This is a genomic window from Leifsonia sp. P73, from assembly GCF_051059105.1.
GTDB lineage: Bacteria > Actinomycetota > Actinomycetes > Actinomycetales > Microbacteriaceae > Leifsonia.
Window position 1 is genome coordinate 4,011,620 of record NZ_CP194931.1, and the last position, 16,233, is coordinate 4,027,852.

Annotated in this window: 14 protein-coding genes and 1 pseudogene; 3 read left to right on the top strand and 12 right to left on the bottom strand. The window is 70.7% G+C overall.

Annotated elements, in window-relative coordinates:
• Positions 1 to 11 precede the first annotated feature (11 nt).
• The 3 genes and pseudogenes from ACQ86L_RS20635 to ACQ86L_RS20645 all read left to right on the top strand — a co-directional run bounded on the left by ACQ86L_RS20635 (position 12) and on the right by ACQ86L_RS20645 (position 4,244).
• Positions 12 to 2,568, top strand: a pseudogene (locus tag ACQ86L_RS20635) (DEAD/DEAH box helicase).
• Positions 2,569 to 2,700: 132 nt separating this feature from the next.
• Positions 2,701 to 3,915, top strand: a complete 1,215-nt coding sequence (locus ACQ86L_RS20640) for an inorganic phosphate transporter (protein ID WP_434317049.1) — start codon at positions 2,701 to 2,703, stop codon at positions 3,913 to 3,915.
• The gene (locus ACQ86L_RS20645; protein WP_434317050.1) at positions 3,912 to 4,244 is read left to right on the top strand and encodes a peptidase; all 333 of its coding nucleotides are present in this window, start codon (positions 3,912 to 3,914) and stop codon (positions 4,242 to 4,244) included. Before ACQ86L_RS20640 ends, ACQ86L_RS20645 begins: the two co-directional genes overlap by 4 nt.
• Here ACQ86L_RS20645 and ACQ86L_RS20650 read toward each other — a convergent pair.
• The 12 genes from ACQ86L_RS20650 to ACQ86L_RS20705 all read right to left on the bottom strand — a co-directional run bounded on the left by ACQ86L_RS20650 (position 4,222) and on the right by ACQ86L_RS20705 (position 16,193).
• Positions 4,222 to 4,839, bottom strand: coding sequence for a hypothetical protein (locus ACQ86L_RS20650; protein WP_434317051.1), 618 nt, complete (start codon positions 4,837 to 4,839; stop codon positions 4,222 to 4,224). The genes ACQ86L_RS20645 and ACQ86L_RS20650 overlap by 23 nt on opposite strands.
• A gap of 116 nt (positions 4,840 to 4,955) precedes the next feature.
• A complete protein-coding gene (locus ACQ86L_RS20655) occupies positions 4,956 to 5,558 on the bottom strand; it encodes a hypothetical protein (RefSeq protein WP_434317052.1) in 603 nt (200 codons plus the stop codon).
• A gap of 83 nt (positions 5,559 to 5,641) precedes the next feature.
• On the bottom strand, positions 5,642 to 7,633 hold the full coding sequence (locus tag ACQ86L_RS20660; RefSeq protein WP_434317053.1) for an alpha/beta hydrolase: 1,992 nt from the start codon (positions 7,631 to 7,633) through the stop codon (positions 5,642 to 5,644).
• Entirely contained in the window at positions 7,623 to 7,919 is a 297-nt protein-coding gene (locus tag ACQ86L_RS20665; RefSeq protein WP_434317054.1) for a hypothetical protein, read from the bottom strand. Before ACQ86L_RS20665 ends, ACQ86L_RS20660 begins: the two co-directional genes overlap by 11 nt.
• A 17-nt stretch (positions 7,920 to 7,936) precedes the next feature.
• Complete coding sequence (locus ACQ86L_RS20670) at positions 7,937 to 8,680, bottom strand: GolD/DthD family dehydrogenase (RefSeq protein WP_434317055.1); 744 nt, start codon at positions 8,678 to 8,680, stop codon at positions 7,937 to 7,939.
• A complete protein-coding gene (locus ACQ86L_RS20675) occupies positions 8,677 to 9,132 on the bottom strand; it encodes a ribose-5-phosphate isomerase (RefSeq protein ID WP_434317056.1) in 456 nt (151 codons plus the stop codon). The genes ACQ86L_RS20670 and ACQ86L_RS20675 overlap by 4 nt, the downstream gene beginning before the upstream one ends.
• Complete coding sequence (locus ACQ86L_RS20680) at positions 9,129 to 10,895, bottom strand: dihydroxyacetone kinase family protein (RefSeq protein WP_434317057.1); 1,767 nt, start codon at positions 10,893 to 10,895, stop codon at positions 9,129 to 9,131. The genes ACQ86L_RS20675 and ACQ86L_RS20680 overlap by 4 nt, the downstream gene beginning before the upstream one ends.
• Complete coding sequence (locus ACQ86L_RS20685) at positions 10,892 to 11,101, bottom strand: hypothetical protein (protein ID WP_434317058.1); 210 nt, start codon at positions 11,099 to 11,101, stop codon at positions 10,892 to 10,894. Before ACQ86L_RS20685 ends, ACQ86L_RS20680 begins: the two co-directional genes overlap by 4 nt.
• On the bottom strand, positions 11,038 to 12,213 hold the full coding sequence (locus ACQ86L_RS20690; RefSeq protein WP_434317059.1) for an RbtT/DalT/CsbX family MFS transporter: 1,176 nt from the start codon (positions 12,211 to 12,213) through the stop codon (positions 11,038 to 11,040). The genes ACQ86L_RS20685 and ACQ86L_RS20690 overlap by 64 nt, the downstream gene beginning before the upstream one ends.
• A gap of 32 nt (positions 12,214 to 12,245) precedes the next feature.
• Complete coding sequence (locus ACQ86L_RS20695) at positions 12,246 to 13,364, bottom strand: zinc-binding dehydrogenase (protein ID WP_434317060.1); 1,119 nt, start codon at positions 13,362 to 13,364, stop codon at positions 12,246 to 12,248.
• A gap of 64 nt (positions 13,365 to 13,428) precedes the next feature.
• Positions 13,429 to 14,841 carry a mannitol dehydrogenase family protein gene (locus tag ACQ86L_RS20700; protein WP_434317061.1) on the bottom strand — a complete coding sequence of 471 codons (1,413 nt, stop codon included), beginning with the start codon at positions 14,839 to 14,841 and terminating at the stop codon, positions 13,429 to 13,431.
• Positions 14,842 to 14,915: 74 nt separating this feature from the next.
• Positions 14,916 to 16,193 carry a uracil-xanthine permease family protein gene (locus ACQ86L_RS20705; RefSeq protein WP_434317062.1) on the bottom strand — a complete coding sequence of 426 codons (1,278 nt, stop codon included), beginning with the start codon at positions 16,191 to 16,193 and terminating at the stop codon, positions 14,916 to 14,918.
• Between the last annotated feature and the right edge of the window lie 40 nt (positions 16,194 to 16,233).

Genomic DNA, 16,233 nt, shown 5'->3' on the forward strand with positions numbered 1-16,233 from the left:
GCTTGGACCCTATGGCCTTCCTGCGCGTCGACGACCTCCCCGGCTGGGCCGGCCCTTCCTCGGTGAGCGAGGACGCCGTCTACGAGGCGTTCGTCGCCTGGGCGGAGTCCACCGGCATCACCCTCTACCCGGCGCAGGACGAGTCGCTGATCGAGATCGTCGGCGGCTCGAACCTCATCCTGTCGACGCCGACCGGGACCGGGAAGTCGCTCGTCGCGGTCGGCGCGCACTTCGCGGCGCTGGCCCGCGGCGAGCGCAGCTTCTACACCGCTCCGATCAAGGCGCTGGTGTCCGAGAAGTTCTTCGCCCTCGTCGACGTCTTCGGCGCGGAGAACGTCGGGATGATGACCGGCGACTCCGCGGTCAACGCGGACGCGCCGATCATCTGCTGCACCGCGGAGATCCTCGCCAACCTGGCCCTGCGCCAGGGAGCGGACACCCCGGTCGGTCAGGTCGTCATGGACGAGTTCCACTTCTACGCCGACCCGGACCGCGGCTGGGCCTGGCAGGTGCCGCTGCTCGTGCTGAACCGGGCCCAGTTCGTGCTCATGTCCGCCACCCTCGGCGACGTGACGGCGCTCGCCGCGGACGTGAGCCGTCGCACCGGCCGGGAGACCGCGTCGGTCACCGGCGTCGAGCGCCCGGTGCCGCTGCACTACTACTACGAGCTGACGCCCATCCACGACACGGTGGAGGACCTCCTGCACACCGGCCAGGCGCCGATCTACATCGTGCACTTCTCGCAGCTCGCCGCCCTGGAGCGCGCCCAAGCCCTCTCCAGCGCCAAGATCGCCACCCGCGAGCAGCGCGACGCCATCGCCGAGCTGATCGGGGAGTTCCGGTTCACGACCTCCTTCGGCCGCACGCTCTCCCGGCTGCTGCGCCAGGGCATCGGCGTGCACCACGCCGGGATGCTGCCCAAGTACCGCCGGCTGGTCGAGCAGCTCGCGCAGCGCGGCATGCTGCGGGTGATCTGCGGCACCGACACGCTCGGCGTCGGCATCAACGTGCCGATCCGCACCGTGCTGCTGACCGCGCTGACCAAGTTCGACGGCACCCGGATGCGCCAGCTCAACGCGCGCGAGTTCCACCAGATCGCCGGCCGGGCCGGCCGAGCGGGCTACGACACCGCGGGCACCGTCGTCGTGCAGGCCCCCGAGCACGAGAGCGAGAACGCCAAAGCGCTGGAGAAGGCCGGCGACGACCCGAAGAAGCGCCGCAAGATCGTAAGGAAGAAGGCGCCGGAGGGCTTCGTCTCCTGGGGCGAGCCGTCCTTCCGCAAGCTCGTGGAGGCCGACCCGGAGACGCTCACGTCCTCCATGCAGATCACGAGCGCCATGCTCATCAACGTCATCGGGCGCGGTGGCGACGTCTTCGGGCATGTGCGCGACCTGGTCTTCGACAACCACGAGCCGTGGAAGCGCCAGCTCGCGCTCGCCCGCCGGGCGCTCGGGCTGTACCGCTCGCTGCTGACCGCCGGGGTCGTGGAGGTCGTGGACGGCGAGATCCGCCTGACCGTCGACCTCCAGCCTAACTTCGCCCTCAACCAGCCGCTGTCGCCGTTCGCGCTCGCCGCGTTCGAGCTCTTCGACGCCGAGTCGCCGACCTACGCGCTCGACATCGTCTCGGTCGTGGAGGCCACCCTCGACGACCCGCGGCCGGTGCTCTCCGCCCAGCAGTTCCAGGCGCGCGGCGAAGCCGTCGCCGCGATGAAGGCCGAGGGGGTCGAGTACGACGAGCGGATGGAGGCGCTGGAGACCGTCACGCACCCCAAGCCGCACGACGAGTTGCTGCACGAGGCGTTCGTCACCTACGCCTCCAGCCAGCTCCTGGGTGGCGGACTTCGAGCTGAGCCCCAAGTCCGTGGTGCGCGACCTCTACGAGCGCGCGATGACCTTCGGCGAGTTCATCGCCTTCTACAAGCTCGCCCGCTCGGAGGGCGTCGTGCTGCGCTACCTCTCCGACGCCTACCGCGCGCTGAACCAGACCGTGCCGCTCGACCTCCGCACCGAGGAGCTGCGCGACCTCGTGGAGTGGCTGGGTGAGCTGGTCCGTCAGGTGGACTCCAGCCTCCTGGACGAGTGGGAGGAGCTGGTGCACCCCGACGCCGCGAAGCACGCGGCCGAGAGCGGCGAGCTGGCCCCGCCCGCGCCGCGGAACGTCACCACCAACCGGCGCGCCTTCTTCGTGCTCGTGCGCAACGAGCTCTTCCGGCGCGTGCAGCTCGCGGCGCTCGACAAGGTCCAGGAGCTCGGCGCGCTCGAGAACGAGGCGGCGGCGCTCGCCGAGGCCGCCACGCCGTCGTTCACCGAGCTGCAGTGGGACGAGGCGCTGGAGGGCTACTACGCCGAACACGATGAGATCGTCACGGACGCGTCGGCGCGGGCCGCGAGCATGATCGTCGTGGACGAGACGCCCGCCGCCGCGGAGGGCGTCTGGCGGGTGCGGCAGATCCTCGCCGACCCGGCGGGCGACCACGACTGGGGGATCGCGGCGGAGGTGCTGCTGGCGGACTCCGCACGCACCGGCGTCGCGGTCGTCCGCGTGACGGCGGTCGACCGGCTGTGACGACGCCGTGACGGTTTGACGCACGCGAGACGGCCGTGAAAACATGTCTCCGGTGTCTGAACGGCGCCAGGCACTCCGCATGAACGTCCGGTGAACTCGCCGGCCGTCCGTCGACACACGAGAAAGAAGCCGGTGGATCTCACCCTCATCATCGTGCTGGTCATCGCGCTGGCCCTGTTCTTCGATTTCACCAACGGGTTCCACGACACCGCGAACGCTATGGCGACGCCGATCGCGACCGGCGCCATGCGGCCCAAGGTCGCTGTCGCGCTCGCCGCGGTCCTGAACCTCGTCGGCGCGTTCCTCTCGACGGAGGTCGCCAAGACCATCTCGGGCGGCATCATCAACGAGGGCTCGGGCGGCGTCCTGATCTCGCCGGAGCTGATCTTCGCCGGGTTGGTCGGCGCGATCGTCTGGAACATGGTGACCTGGCTCTACGGCCTCCCGTCGTCCTCCAGCCACGCCCTGTTCGGCGGCCTGATCGGTGCGGCGATCGTCGGCGCCGGGTTCGCGTCCGTGAACTTCCCGGTGGTCCTGCAGAAGGTCGTCCTCCCCGCCGTCATCGCGCCGTTCACCGCCGGTGTGGTCGCCTGGGCGGCGACCAAGCTCGCGTACTGGATCACCCGGCGCTACGACGGCCGTCCGGACGGCCGCGGCGGCTTCCGCTACGGCCAGATCTTCTCCTCGTCGCTCGTCGCCCTGTCGCACGGCACCAACGACGCGCAGAAGACGATGGGCGTCATCACCCTGCTGCTGATCTCCGCCAACCTGCTCCCCGCTGGGAGCGGCCCGCCGCTCTGGGTCGTCGTCGCGTGCGCGCTCGCCATCGCGGTCGGCACCTACTCCGGCGGCTGGCGCATCATCCGCACGCTCGGCCGCGGCCTCACCGAGGTGAAGCCCGCGCAGGGCTTCGCCGCGGAGACGAGCACGGCCGCGACCATCCTGGCCTCCAGCCACCTCGGCTTCGCGCTCTCCACGACCCAGGTCGCCTCCGGCTCGGTGATCGGCTCCGGCCTCGGCCGCCGCGGCGCGTCGGTGCGCTGGGGCACGGCCGGCCGGATCGCCATCGGCTGGGTGCTGACCCTCCCGGCGGCCGGCGTGGTCGGCGCCATCGCCGCCCTCGTCGGCCTGCTCGGCCCGATCGGCATCCTGATCGACACGGTGGTCGCCGCCCTGGTGATCACGTTCATCTTCTGGCGTTCGCGCCGCAACCGGGTCTCCAGCGCCAACGCGGTCGAGCCGGGCCCGGTCCAGGGTCAGAGCGACGTCGCCGAGTCCGGCCGGGTCGTGAAGATCCGGAAGGTGAAGCCGCTCAAGCGCGAGCGCACCGGAAGGAACCCCGCATGAGCGCCGTCCTGCAGTTCCTGACGGTGTTCGTCGCGTCGCTGGTCGGCGCGTGCGTGGTCGTCGGTTTCTACTCCCTGGGCACCCGCCTGCTCGCGGTGGCCGGACGCGCGCTGTTCGTGGAGCCGGCGGAGTTCACCGACGCCATCACGGTGATCACCCCGGAGCAGGCCGCCAAGGCCCAGCGGAAGGCCGAGAAGGCCCAGCGCAAGAGCCCGGTGAGCGAGGGGCGGAAGCGCGCGGCGCTGACCGGCGCGTATGCGTGCTTCGCGCTGTGCGGGGCGGCTGTGCTGTACGGGCTGTACCTGATCATCCCGTACTTCCACGGGTGAGTTCCGTCGCCCAGAATCGGTCGTCGGCAACGTCCGCGGTGTCATCCGCCCGCGCAGCAGGCGTCGGCTTCGGCTCGCGCAGCCGACGCAGGGTCTTTTCACGCGCCCAGGTGTCGATGGAGGGGTGGGTGGAGCACTCGGACGAGACGTCGATGGCCACGAGGTCGCTGGTCGCGGTGAGTCCGTAGAACACTCCGTCGGACCTCGTGGCGCGGATCGCGATATCCATCCAGCCGGAGGAGAGTTTCGAGTCGACCGTCCGGAGAACGGTGAAGCCTTCGCTCTCCCAGTACGCGGTGAGCTTGTCCGCGATCGGGTGCGGGTCGTACTCGAAGGCATCATGCGTCACCATGTTGTCGACCTGGTGGGCGGTCTTCGACCCGACAGTCCCACACGGCGGCAGGCTCACTTCTTCCGCGGCCGGGTCCCAGGGCCTCCCATTCTGGATCGGGCCGCGGAACCATCCGTCGGTGACGCCGGTGGCGGCGATGGCGGCGTTGGTGAGGTCGGCCCATTGGGTCAGGAGTTCATCGATCGTCTTCTGCGGGGTGCCCGGGCTTTGCGGGGCAGGATCACTCACAGCGGGAACAGACATACACCCTCCTAAAACCGATACCGTCACGGCTGCGACGGCCGCCGCAGCGCGCATTCTCACCGTTCGACCCACGAAGCCGCGCGATCTCCGGTCGATCCTGTAGGCCTGGGCACGTATCAGAATCCCCAGAACCGATCGTCGTCGGTTACGGCGTCGGCAGCCGGGGACGGCGACGGCTCGCTCGGCGTGGGCTGCGGAGACTTCCATCTGTCCTCGACGCGCTTTTCAGCCCAGGTGTGGATGGAGGGGTGTGTGGAGCACTCGGAGGAGACGTCTATGCCCACGATCTTGCTGGTGGCGCGAAGCCCGTAGACGACACCGTCCGACCGTGTGGCGCGGATCGAGATGTCCATGTCGCCGACCGGGGAGGTCCAGTCAACTGTTCGCACTACGGTGAATCCTTGGCTTTCCCAGTACGCGGTGAGCTTGTCCGCGATCGGGTGCGGGTCAGCCTGGAACGCGACGTGTGTCACGCTATTGCTCACCTGGTGCGCTGTCTTCGACCCGACGGTCCCGCACGGCGGCAAGCCCACGTCCTCAACGGTCGGGTCCCACGGGTTTTTATTCAGAAGGGGTCCGCGATACCAGCCGTCCGTGACACCGGTGGCGTCGATGGCAGCGTTGGTGAGGTCAGCCCACTGGGTCAGCAGTTCGGTGATCGTCTTCTGCGGGGTCCCCGGTCTTTGGGGAGCGGGATCACTCAGCGCGGGAACAGACATACAACCTCCTAGAAGCAGGGCAGTGAGGGCCACTGGGCCGTACGGTTTCACAATTCGACTCACGGACCAACCTGACCTGCGGTTCATCGAGTTGGCCTCAGTCCGCCGACGACGCTCTCGGACAGGCCCACAGTCGTGAAGCCCGTGTTCCGCAAGGCCTCCGTGTACTTGTCGAGATACCCGGAGCCTTCCGGCGCGATCCCGTTGAGGGGGTTGAGGCCGTCGATGTGCTCGCCCACTGTGCTGTGGCCTTTGGTCTGCTTGAGCACTTCGCCGCTGGGCAGCACGGCGCCTTCGGAGGAGAACGACTGCGCACCGCCCATCGATTGCGGCTGATTCAGCCCCGTCAGGGGCATTGCCACCGCCGTGCCCAGGTTGGTGAGTGTCTCGGGGTTCGGTTCCGCGCGGCCGCCCATCGCCGAACCGAACGGCGCGAGGAAATCCAACTCCGCCGCGGTCGTGAAGATCGAGGGTCGTCCGCCCGCCTTCTTCACGTGAAGGTCCGACAGCGAGGACACCACCTGGGTGTCGATGCCCGCCGATCCGAGCATCGTGAAGGAGTCCACGGTGTGCTTGACGTGCGTCAACGCGTCCGCTGCCATCGTCGTGCCATACGAGTGCGCCACCACAGACACGTACGGGAACGGCACCGACGGGTGCGCGGCCCGGGTGGCGTGCGTCCCGTCCAGCTCGTTCGCGAACCGCCAGGAGCCGTCTTGTGCCAACGCCGGAGTGTTCACACTCACCAAATCCGGAGTGTCGTACCCCAGCCATCCCACCACGGCATGCGAACGATCGGGATCATTCCAATATTGTTCCTCGTACAGGTTCTTCGCGGCGCGCGACCAGCTTTCGGTCGCATCCGCCGCGTCGGAGTTCATCCCGGGCGCCGCCCAGGTCACCGTGTCCGCCGTATCCAGGTCGCCGTACCCGACCGCGACCATCGGCACCGACGCGCCCAGGTTGAAACACACCAACGACACCGACGAATCGGAAAGAACCTCTGTGAGCGCGTCGAGCATCTTCTGCTGTTCCGGAGTATGCCCCGGACTGTCCTTGAGCCTCAGATAGACGTCCAGATTGCATCGATGCCTCACCGCGTACGGCAACCCCGCCAAGTTGCCGAGGACACCGGGTGCCGCCGTCTGGAACGCCTCCCTCGCCTCTTCGCCCAGCCCCGACCACCATTTCGCGACCTTGTCCGGCGACGGCGGATGCTTCCAGAACTCCTGCACCAGGTCCGGGTCCTCCGCGACGAGCACCGCCAGCTCCTCCGGAGTCAGCCGCGTCAGCGTGTCCAGCAGCGACGCGTTCACACTCGCCGAGACGGGGATGCCGGAGAGCTTGCCGACGATCGACGCGAAGGCCTTCAGCTCCGGCTGCGGCGTCGGTGCCAGGGCGCCGTGCAACGCGTCGTCCAGCTTCCTGGCGAAGGTCCTCTCGGCCGAGTCGTACTCCTGCTTCGCCCGCTCGGCCCGCTGCTTCGCGTCGTCCAGCCGTTCCTGCGCGTCTCGGATCGTCAACCGCGCCGTCGCCAGCTTCTCGCTCGCGTCCTGCTCCTGGCGGCGAGCACGCGTCAAATCCACTTGCGCGGGCGCCGACGAGCCCGGCGGCGGCTTCTCGCGCGAGTTGTACGCCTTCTCCAGCGCGTGCAACGCCGACAGCAGCGCGGCCTGCTCGGCGCCCAGCGTCACCACCAGTGCCTCCGCCGTCTCCAGGTCCGCCAGCGCGTCCTCGGCGTCCTGCAACGCTCGATCCGCCTCGCGCTGCGTGTACTCCAGCGCCATCGACCACGCGGTCGCCGCCACGGCGCCCTCGTTGTGCTGCTCGGCCGCCTTCAGCGCCCCGGTCGTGAGCGCACGCAACCGGTCGGAGAACACCTCCGCAGCCAGCCCCGACCACGACGCCGCCCCCAGATTCGTGTCCAGCACCTTCCGTGCCGCCTTCGACTGCCCCTCCAGCCGGCCGGACCACTTCCGGAGGTGGACGACCAGCGCCTCCACCAGCTTCGGATCGCCCGGCGTCGGATCCGCGTCGAACCCGACCGGTGACCAGTCCGCCCACCTAGAACCCATAGAAGCCGTCCCGATCCTTCCGCAACGCCTCGGCGTCCTCGGCGTCCCGACGCTCATAGGCATCCGCCGCCTGGGAGAGCGCCCCACCCAACCCGGCGACCAACTCGTCGACCGTCGACTGGCCCCGGACCCAATACCCCTCGAACCGGCTCACCGCGCCACGGGCCACCGACGAACCGAAACCATCGGACTCATCCGCCGACGGACGACGACCGGTGGCCGCCCCCTTCAGCGCCTTCGCACCGGCTCGCAACCGACCAGCGTCGACACTGACCGTTCTCGCCATCTTTTGCCTCCCCAGGGTCAGATCGAGGCGTAGCCGCCGTCGATCAGGATGTTCTCGCCGGTGACCATCCCCGCCTCGTCGGAGGCCAGGTAGCCGATCAGCGCGGCGACCTCCTCCGGCTGGGCGAAGCGACGCGCCGGGATGCGCCGGCGCAGCTCGTCGCCCTTCGGTCCCTTCCACGCCTCGCGGCCGAGCGGGGTCTCCACCACGGTCGGCGAGACGGCGTTGACGGTGACGCCGTGCGGCGCCCACTCCAGCGACAGCACGCGGGTCATCCCGAGCAGCCCCGCCTTGCTCGCGCAGTAGGCGACGTGCTCGTCCAGACCCACGACGCTCGCCTGCGACGCCAGGTTGACGATGCGGCCGAAGCCGGCCGGCACCATCCGCGCGCCCACGGCCTGCGCCATCCGGAAGCTCGCCGTGAGGTTGACCGCCAGCGTGCTGTCCCAGTCGGCGGCCGTCGTCGCGAGCGCGGGGGAGAGGCGGGCGATGCCGGCGGAGTTGACGAGGATGTGCGGGACGCCGGCCTCCGACTGGATGCGCGCGACGGCGGCCTCCGCCGCTCCCGGCTCGGTCAGGTCGGTGACGACCGGCAGGTGTCCCGATCCCGGCAGCCCGGCGAGCGCGTCGGCGACCCGCACGTCCCGGTCGACTCCCGCCACCGTGGCGCCGCGCTCGGCGAACCAGCCGGCGACGGCGAGACCGATGCCGCTCGCGGCGCCGGTGACGATCGCGACGCGTCCCTCGAACGCCCCGCTCATCGCTCCAGCTCCCCGATCAGCTCGACCTTGCGCGCCGAGGGACTGGCGGTGTCGAACCGGTAGGTCAGCCACTCCTTGACGAGTCGACGGGCCAGCTCCGTGCCGATCACCCGCTGCCCGAGGCAGAGCACCTGGGCGTTGTTGGAGAGCACCGCCCGCTCGACCGAGTAGGAGTCGTGGGCGGTGACGGCGCGGATGCCCGGGATCTTGTTCGCCGCGATGGCGACGCCGAGCCCGGTGCCGCACACCAGCAGCGCGCGGTCGGCTTCGCCCGAGGCGACCAGCTCGGCGGCGGCCGCCGCGACCGCCGGGTAGGCGGTGTGGCCGTCGGCGTCCACCCCGACATCGACGAGCGAGGCGACGAGCGGATGGGCCTCCAGTTCGTCGCGGAGGGTCTCCTTGAGCGTGAAGCCGGCGTCATCGCTGCCGATCACGACCCGCAGTGCGGTCATGGTGTGGTCCTTTCGGTCCGGTGCTGGTTCGTCTGGTGGTCGTCGGCCGGGCGCGCCAGCCGCTCGCCCAGCGCGGTCACGATCAGGGCGAGGGAGGTTGCGCCCGCGTCCGGCGTGCCCACCGACTTGTCGGCGAGCGGTCGCGCGCGGCCCCGCTTCGGGCGCAGCGCGGAGGTCGCGGTCGCCGCGCGAGAGGCATCCTGCGCCGCCTCCCGCCACGCGTCCGCCAGCGGCGCGCCCGCGGCGAGCCGGTCGGCCAGCGCATCGCGGAACGGCAGCAGCGCGTCCACCAGCGTCTTGTCGCCGGGCTCCGCACGCCCGAGGTCGAGGATCGCCGCGGTGAAGGCGGCGACGGCGGTGCCGGCGCTGTCCTCGGCGAACACGGTCGTCGTGTCGTCGAACGTAGCGCCGGCGGCCTCCAGCGCCGCGCCCCAGAGCACGCCGGAAGTGCCCCCGGCCAGCTCGGCCCAAGCACGGCCGCCGGCGGCGAGCACCGCGCCGGCTCCGGCGCCGCGCTCGACCGCGCGGTCGATCGCGGCCGCTGCCGCCTCGGCGCCTCGCAGCATCCCGCGGCCGTGGTCGCCGTCGCCGGCCACCGCGTCGATCGCGCCGAGCTCGTCCTCCCGTTCGCGCAGCAGCTCGCGCACAAGCTTGGCCGCGTCGGCGACGCGCGCCGCCAGGCCGACCGCGGCGATGGAGGGCTCCACGAACGCCTGCGTGTCGTCCACGACCGCGTCGTCCGTCTCTGCGGCCGACGCCAGGGTGGCCACGAGCGGCGCGGCCTGCTTCCGGTACGCCGGGGCGTACGCGTCCGCCCGCCAGAGCGCCTCCAGCTCGTCGTCCAGCCACAGGAGGGTCAGCGAGCAGCCGCCCATGTCGAGGCTCGTGACCAGCTCGCCGACCTCGGGCTCCACGACCTCCAGCCCAGCGGCCTCCAGCAGCGGGAGGACGCGCGCCCAGAGCAGGAACAGCTCCTCGTACTTGGTCGTCCCGAGCCCGTTGAGGATCGCGGCGACCCGCCCGGGGCCGCTTCGCGGGGCGGCCTCCAGCACGCCGGCCACGAGCAGTTCCGCCAGGCCGGTCGCGGTGGGCATCGCGACGTCCCGGATTCCCTGCTCGCCGTGGATGCCGAGGCCGAGCCCGAGCATCCCCGGCTCGACCTGGAAGAGCGGCTCCCGCGCGCCGGGCATGGTGCAGCCCGAGAACGCGACGCCGAGCGTGCGCGTCGCCGCGTTGGCCGCCCGGCCCGCGCGCTCCACGGCGTCGAGGTCGAGCCCGGCGGCCGCGGCGGCGCCGAGCGCCTTGAACACCGTGAAGTCGCCCGCGATCCCACGGCGGTCGTCCTCGGCGGGAGCCGACGCCACGTCGTCGGTCACCACCACGATCCGGGTGTCGATGCCCTCCGCGCGCAGCCGGTCGGCGGCGATCCCGAAGTTCATCACGTCGCCGGCGTAGTTGCCGAACGTCAGCACGACACCGCGGCCGCGGTGCGCCGCCTTCGCGACGGAGTACACGTGCGCCGCGGACGGCGAGGTGAAGATGTTGCCCACGACGGCGCCCGTGGCGAACCCGGGGCCGACCAGCCCGGCGAAGGCCGGGTAGTGGCCAGAGCCGCCGCCGACCACGACGGCGACGGCCGGCTCGCCGGCGGCCCGCGCGACCACGCCGCCGGGGACGCGGCGCAACCGGTCCCCGTAGAGCGCGACGAAGCCGTCGAGCTGGTCCTCCGCGAAGTCAGCGGGGACATCGGCGATGCGGGTCATCGGACGCTCTCCAGCTCCGGCTCGGCCGTCGGCTCGTCCTCGGCATGCTGGTTCACCTTCAGGAAGCCGATCATCACGAACGCGCAGGCGTACAGCGCGACGAACGCCCACACCACGCCGACCGCGCCCGCGAGCGGGAACACTAGGGCGACCACCCCGCTGCCGAGGAAGGTCGCCCCGCCGGCCGCGGTCGTGTACATGGCCATCGCCGCGCCCTTCTGCTTCGGCGCGAGCGCCGGCATGATCGCCCCCATCGGGACGAAGCCGGCGAGCATGATGCCGAAGACGGTTCCCGCGATCGTCGCGACGACGAAGCCCCAGTCGCTGCCGGCCGGCACCAGTGCGGCACGTACCACCACAGCAGGAGGCCGATGGACGAGCCGACGATGCCGAACCAGCGGACCGTGCGGCCCCAGCCCATCCGGTCGCCGATCGCGCCGAACACCGCGTTGAAGGCGATGTTGCCCGCGAAGATCACCACCGTCATGATCAGCCAACGGCTCTGCCCCCAGCCGAGCTGGTCGGCCATGACCGCGGGCAGGACGATGAACATCCCGAACTCCGGCGCGGTGTTGATCAGGCGGATGAGGAAGCCCATCAGCACCTTCGGGTTGCGGGCGGTCAGCACGATCCCCGACGTCAGCACACGGGCGGCCGAGTCGGTCGCCGGAGCGAGCCGCCGCTTGCCGTGCGGCTCCCGGACGCCGAAGTGCGCGATGGCCCAGCCGACGAGCACGAGCGCCGCCGAGGCGACCATCGTGTTCGTCTCGCCGCCCGCGCCGCCGCCGAACGCCGGGATCGCGAAGACCGCGAAGAGTGAGCCGAGCGTGGGCAGGCCGCCGGTGAACATCACGTAGAACCAGCCCACCGCGGTGCCGTTGCGCTTCTTCGGCACGATCTGGTTGATCCAGACCAGGAACGCGAACGCGAAGAACGGGAAGCCGAAGCCGCGCAGGAAGTAGCTGACGAACAGCAGCGGGACGCTCTCGACCGAGAGCGAGAACAGGAAGGCGCCCTCGAACACGATCCACAGGATCATGCCGAGCGTCATCACCCGCCGCGGGCCCCACAGGTCGGCGAGCGCGCCGGACAGGTAGGACGCGATCAGCACGGCCAGGCTGTACATGGCGATGATCTGCGCGACGATCGCGAACTTGTCCTCGCCGAGCGCGTGCGTCATGTGCGGTGAGAGGAAGTTGGACTCGACCCCGTTGCCCGTCATGAAGACGAGGACGCCGAGGAACCCCCAGCGCAAGGGATGCGGGATGCCGATCCGGTCGAGGAAGGTCTCGCGGGCGGCTGGTGCTGTGGTGGTCATCAGGAACTCCGGTGATCGTCTGGTCGGCTGCCTCAGGGCAGGATGGTGACCTTGATGGACGCGCCTGCGGTGTCGCCGACCAGGTCGAGGGCGCTCTGGAACTTCTCGAGCGGGAACTGGTGCGTGCAGATCTCGTCCATCGGCAGCACACCGGACTCCAGGAGCTTGATCGCGGCGGGCCAGCAGCCGGGACCGAGGTGGGCGCCCCGGACGTCGAGCTCCTTGTCGTCGCTGATGATCGACCAGTCCACGGTCACGTCGGAGCCGAAGACCGAGTACTCGACGTAGGTGCCGAGCTTGCGGAGGAGGTTGAGACCCTGGCCGACCGCCGAGGGGTGGCCGGTCGCCTCGATGTAGACGTCGGCGCCGTAGCCGTCGGTCAGCTCTTTCACCCGGGCGACGGCGTCCTCGGTCGTGATGTTGATCGTGAGGTCCGCGCCGCATTTCCTGGCGAGCTCCAGCTTGTCGTCGCTCATGTCGAGCGCGATGACCTTGAGCGGGTTCTTCTGGCGGATGCCCGCGATGGCGCCGAGTCCGATCGGGCCCGCCCCCGCGATCACGACCACGTCGCCGAACGTCACGTCGGCGCGCTCGACCGCGTGCAGGGCGCAGGAGAGCGGCTCGGCGTAGGCCGCGTGCTGCGGCGCGAGGGCGGAGGACACCGGATGCGTCAGCGCACGCGCAGGGACGAGCGCGTACTCGGCCATCGCGCCGTCGAACTCCGTGAAGCCGAACATGGCGTGCGGGGCGCACATCCAGTACTGGCCGCGCTCGCAGTAGCGGCAGTCGCCGCAGGGGACGATCTGCTCGCACGCCACGCGGTCGCCGAGCGCCAGCCCGCGGCGGGCGAGCGCCGCCGGGTCGCCCGCGACGACGCGCCCGACGAACTCGTGGCCAGGGATGCGTCCGGTCTGCGCCCAGGCCGGCCGGTTCTCGTCGCCCCAGAACTTGGCGGCGCCGTGGTAGCACTTGAGGTCGGACGCGCACACGCCGACGGCCTCCACGCGCAGCAGCAGCTCGCCGGCGCCGGGCTGCGGCACCGGCACGGTCTCGAGCCGGTAGTCCTCCGGGCCGTGGACGACGACGGCCGTCATGGTCTCGGGGAGCGCAGCGGCGGCACGCTGCCCGGTCGGGGACGGTGATGCGGACATGGTTCTCCTCGGGATCGGTTGGTGAGGTGTGTTCGTGCCGGGACCGGCGGAGCGCCGGCTCCGGTCAGCGGAGTGCGCGGAGCGCCGCGCGCGCCCCCTCGGAGCGGAGCCTCCGGAGCGCGGCGAGGTAGTCGGCCGTGAAGACCGGGTCGTCGGCGAGGTCGCCGAAGAGTTCGTGCTGGCGGAGGAACGCCGCCTCGTGGGTGCGCCGCCGCGCCGCCGCGATAACGGCTTCCCGGTGGCGGTCGACCACGTCGATCGGCGCGCCCTGCTCGTCGACGCCCTCGGCGTAGCGCGCCCAGCTCGCGACGATCGCGGCGGCGAGTGGAGTGCGGGCTCCGGTGGCGCGGCGCTCATGCACGACGGGGAGCAGCCAGGTGGGGATGCGGTCGGACGAGTCCGCGCACAGCCGGGCGACCGTATCGGCCACCTCCGGGTTCGCGAACCGCTCGATCAGGCTCTCCGTGTAGGCAGCCAGGTCGACGCCGGGCACGGGGCGCAGCGTCGGCATCGCCTCCTCGTGCATGTAGCGCCGCAGGAGCGTGGCGATGTCGGGGTCGCGCGCGGCGTCCGCGACGAACTCGTACCCGAGCAGCCGGCCGAAGTAGCAGAGGCCCTGGTGGCTCGCGTTCAGCAGCCGGAGCTTCATGAGCTCGTACGGCTCGACGTCCGCCACGAGCTGGGCGCCTGCGCGCTCCCAGGGAGGCCGGCCCTCCCGGAAGTCGTCTTCGATCACCCACTGGAAGAACGGCTCGGCGACCACCGGCCAGGGATCGTCCGTTCCGAAGCGGCGCGCGATCTCGGCCCGGTCGGCGTCGGTCGTCGCCGGCGTGATCCGGTCGACCATCGAGGAGGGGAAGGCGACCTCGGCGTCGATCCAGTGGGCGAGCTCGGGATCGGTCTGCCGGGCGAAGCCCGTCACGGCGGCGCGCGCGACGGCGCCGTTGTCCTGGATGTTGTCGCAGGACAGCACGGTGAACGGCGCGCGGCCGAGCTCACGGCGACGGCGCAGCGCCGCCACGATCAGGTCGAACGCCGGAGCGGACGCCCCCGGCACGAACGCCCGGGACTCCCGGTCGACCGGGTAGCCGCCCTCGGTGATCGTGAGCGAGAGGATGCGGATGGCCGGGTCGGCGAGCCGTTCGACGGCCGCCCGCCGGTCGTCCGGCGCGTGCACGAATTCCAGGATCGAGCCGACGTCCCTCGCGTCCCAGTGCCCGTCGGCGTGCTTCTCGACCAGGGTGTAACGGCCGTCGCGGACGCCCAGAGCGTCCCGCATCCCTGCGTCGGAGGGGAGCACGCCGACGCCGAGGATGCCCCAGTCGCGGGCGAGGCCCTGTTCGAGCAGCCGGTCGATCGCCCGGGCCTGGTGGGAGCGGTGGAAGCCTCCCACGCCGAGGTGCGCGATGCCGCACTCGACGCCGGAGCGGTCGTAGCCGGGGTGTGGATGCTCTGCACAGGTTCCTCTCGCTGACATTGTGCAGCTTAGGACAGATGACAGAGAGTGTGCAATACCAGATGCGACACGCCGCCCCGGCGGCGCTCGCCGGGCTACGCGGTGCCGCGCACGCGGGCGATCGAGTTCATGACGTGGTACACGACGATCGCGGCGATGGCGCCGAGCGCGATCCCGTTGAACGTGAGCTGGCCGAAGTTGAGCGTGAAGTCGCCGATGCCGATGATGAGCGCGGTCGCCGCCGTGAACTGGTTGACCGGCTTGGAGAAGTCGACCTTGTTGTCCAGCCAGATCTTCACGCCGATCACGCCGATGAGGCCGTACAGTGCGGTCGTCACGCCGCCGAGGACCCCGGCGGGGATGGTGTTGATGACGGCGCCGACCTTGGGGGAGAGGCCGAGGAGCACCGCGACGATGCCGGCGACCCAGTACGCGGCCGTGGAGTAGACGCGGGTCGCGGCCATGACGCCGATGTTCTCGCCGTAGGTGGTCGTGCCGGAGCCGCCGAAGAAGCCGGCGATCGTCGTCGCCAGGCCGTCAGCGAACAGCGCGCGGCCGGTGAGCTTGTTGACCGAGGGGTCGGTCAGCTGCGCGACACCGCGGATGTGCCCCACGTTCTCGGCGATCAGCACGAGCACGACGGGGAGGAACGCGGGCAGGATGCCCCAGGTCGACGCCGCGTCGGTGAACGGGTCGGCCGGGAACGTGAACTGCGGGAGGCCGATCCAGGCCGCCTTGTCGACCTTGCTGAAGTCGACCTGGCCGGCGAGCGCGGCGAAGACGTAGCCGACGACGACGCCGAGGAAGATCGAGAGTCGGCCGAGCATCCCCGTGAACAGCACGGTGCAGAGGATGACGGCCGCCAGGGTGACCAGCGCTGTGACCGGCGCCTGCATGAAGTTGTTCTTCGCGGCGGGCGCCAGGTTGAACCCGATCAGCGCCACGATCGCGCCGGCGACGATCGGCGGCATCAGCCCGTCGATCCACTTGGTGCCGGTCGCCACCACGATCATGCCGACGACGGCGAGCAGGAGGCCGGTGACGACGATGCCGAACAGCGCGGACGGCATCCCGTGCGCCTTCGTCGCCGCGACGATCGGCACGATGAACGCGAACGAGGAGCCCAGGTAGCTGGGCAGCTTGTTGCGCGTGATCAGCAGGAACAGCATCGTGCCGACGCCGGAGAACAGGAGTGTGGTGCTCGGTGGGAAGCCGGTGAGCAGCGGCACCAGGAACGTCGCGCCGAACATCGCGACGACGTGCTGGGCGCCGAGCCCGATCGTCCGCGGCCAGGTCAGCCGCTCGCCGGGGAGCACGACCTCCCGGGCTCCGACCTTCTTTCCGTCGCCGTGCAGCTTCCAGGGCAGAGCCATGCGTGTCCTTATCGTGTCGCGAGGGGAATTAGGCTGGTAC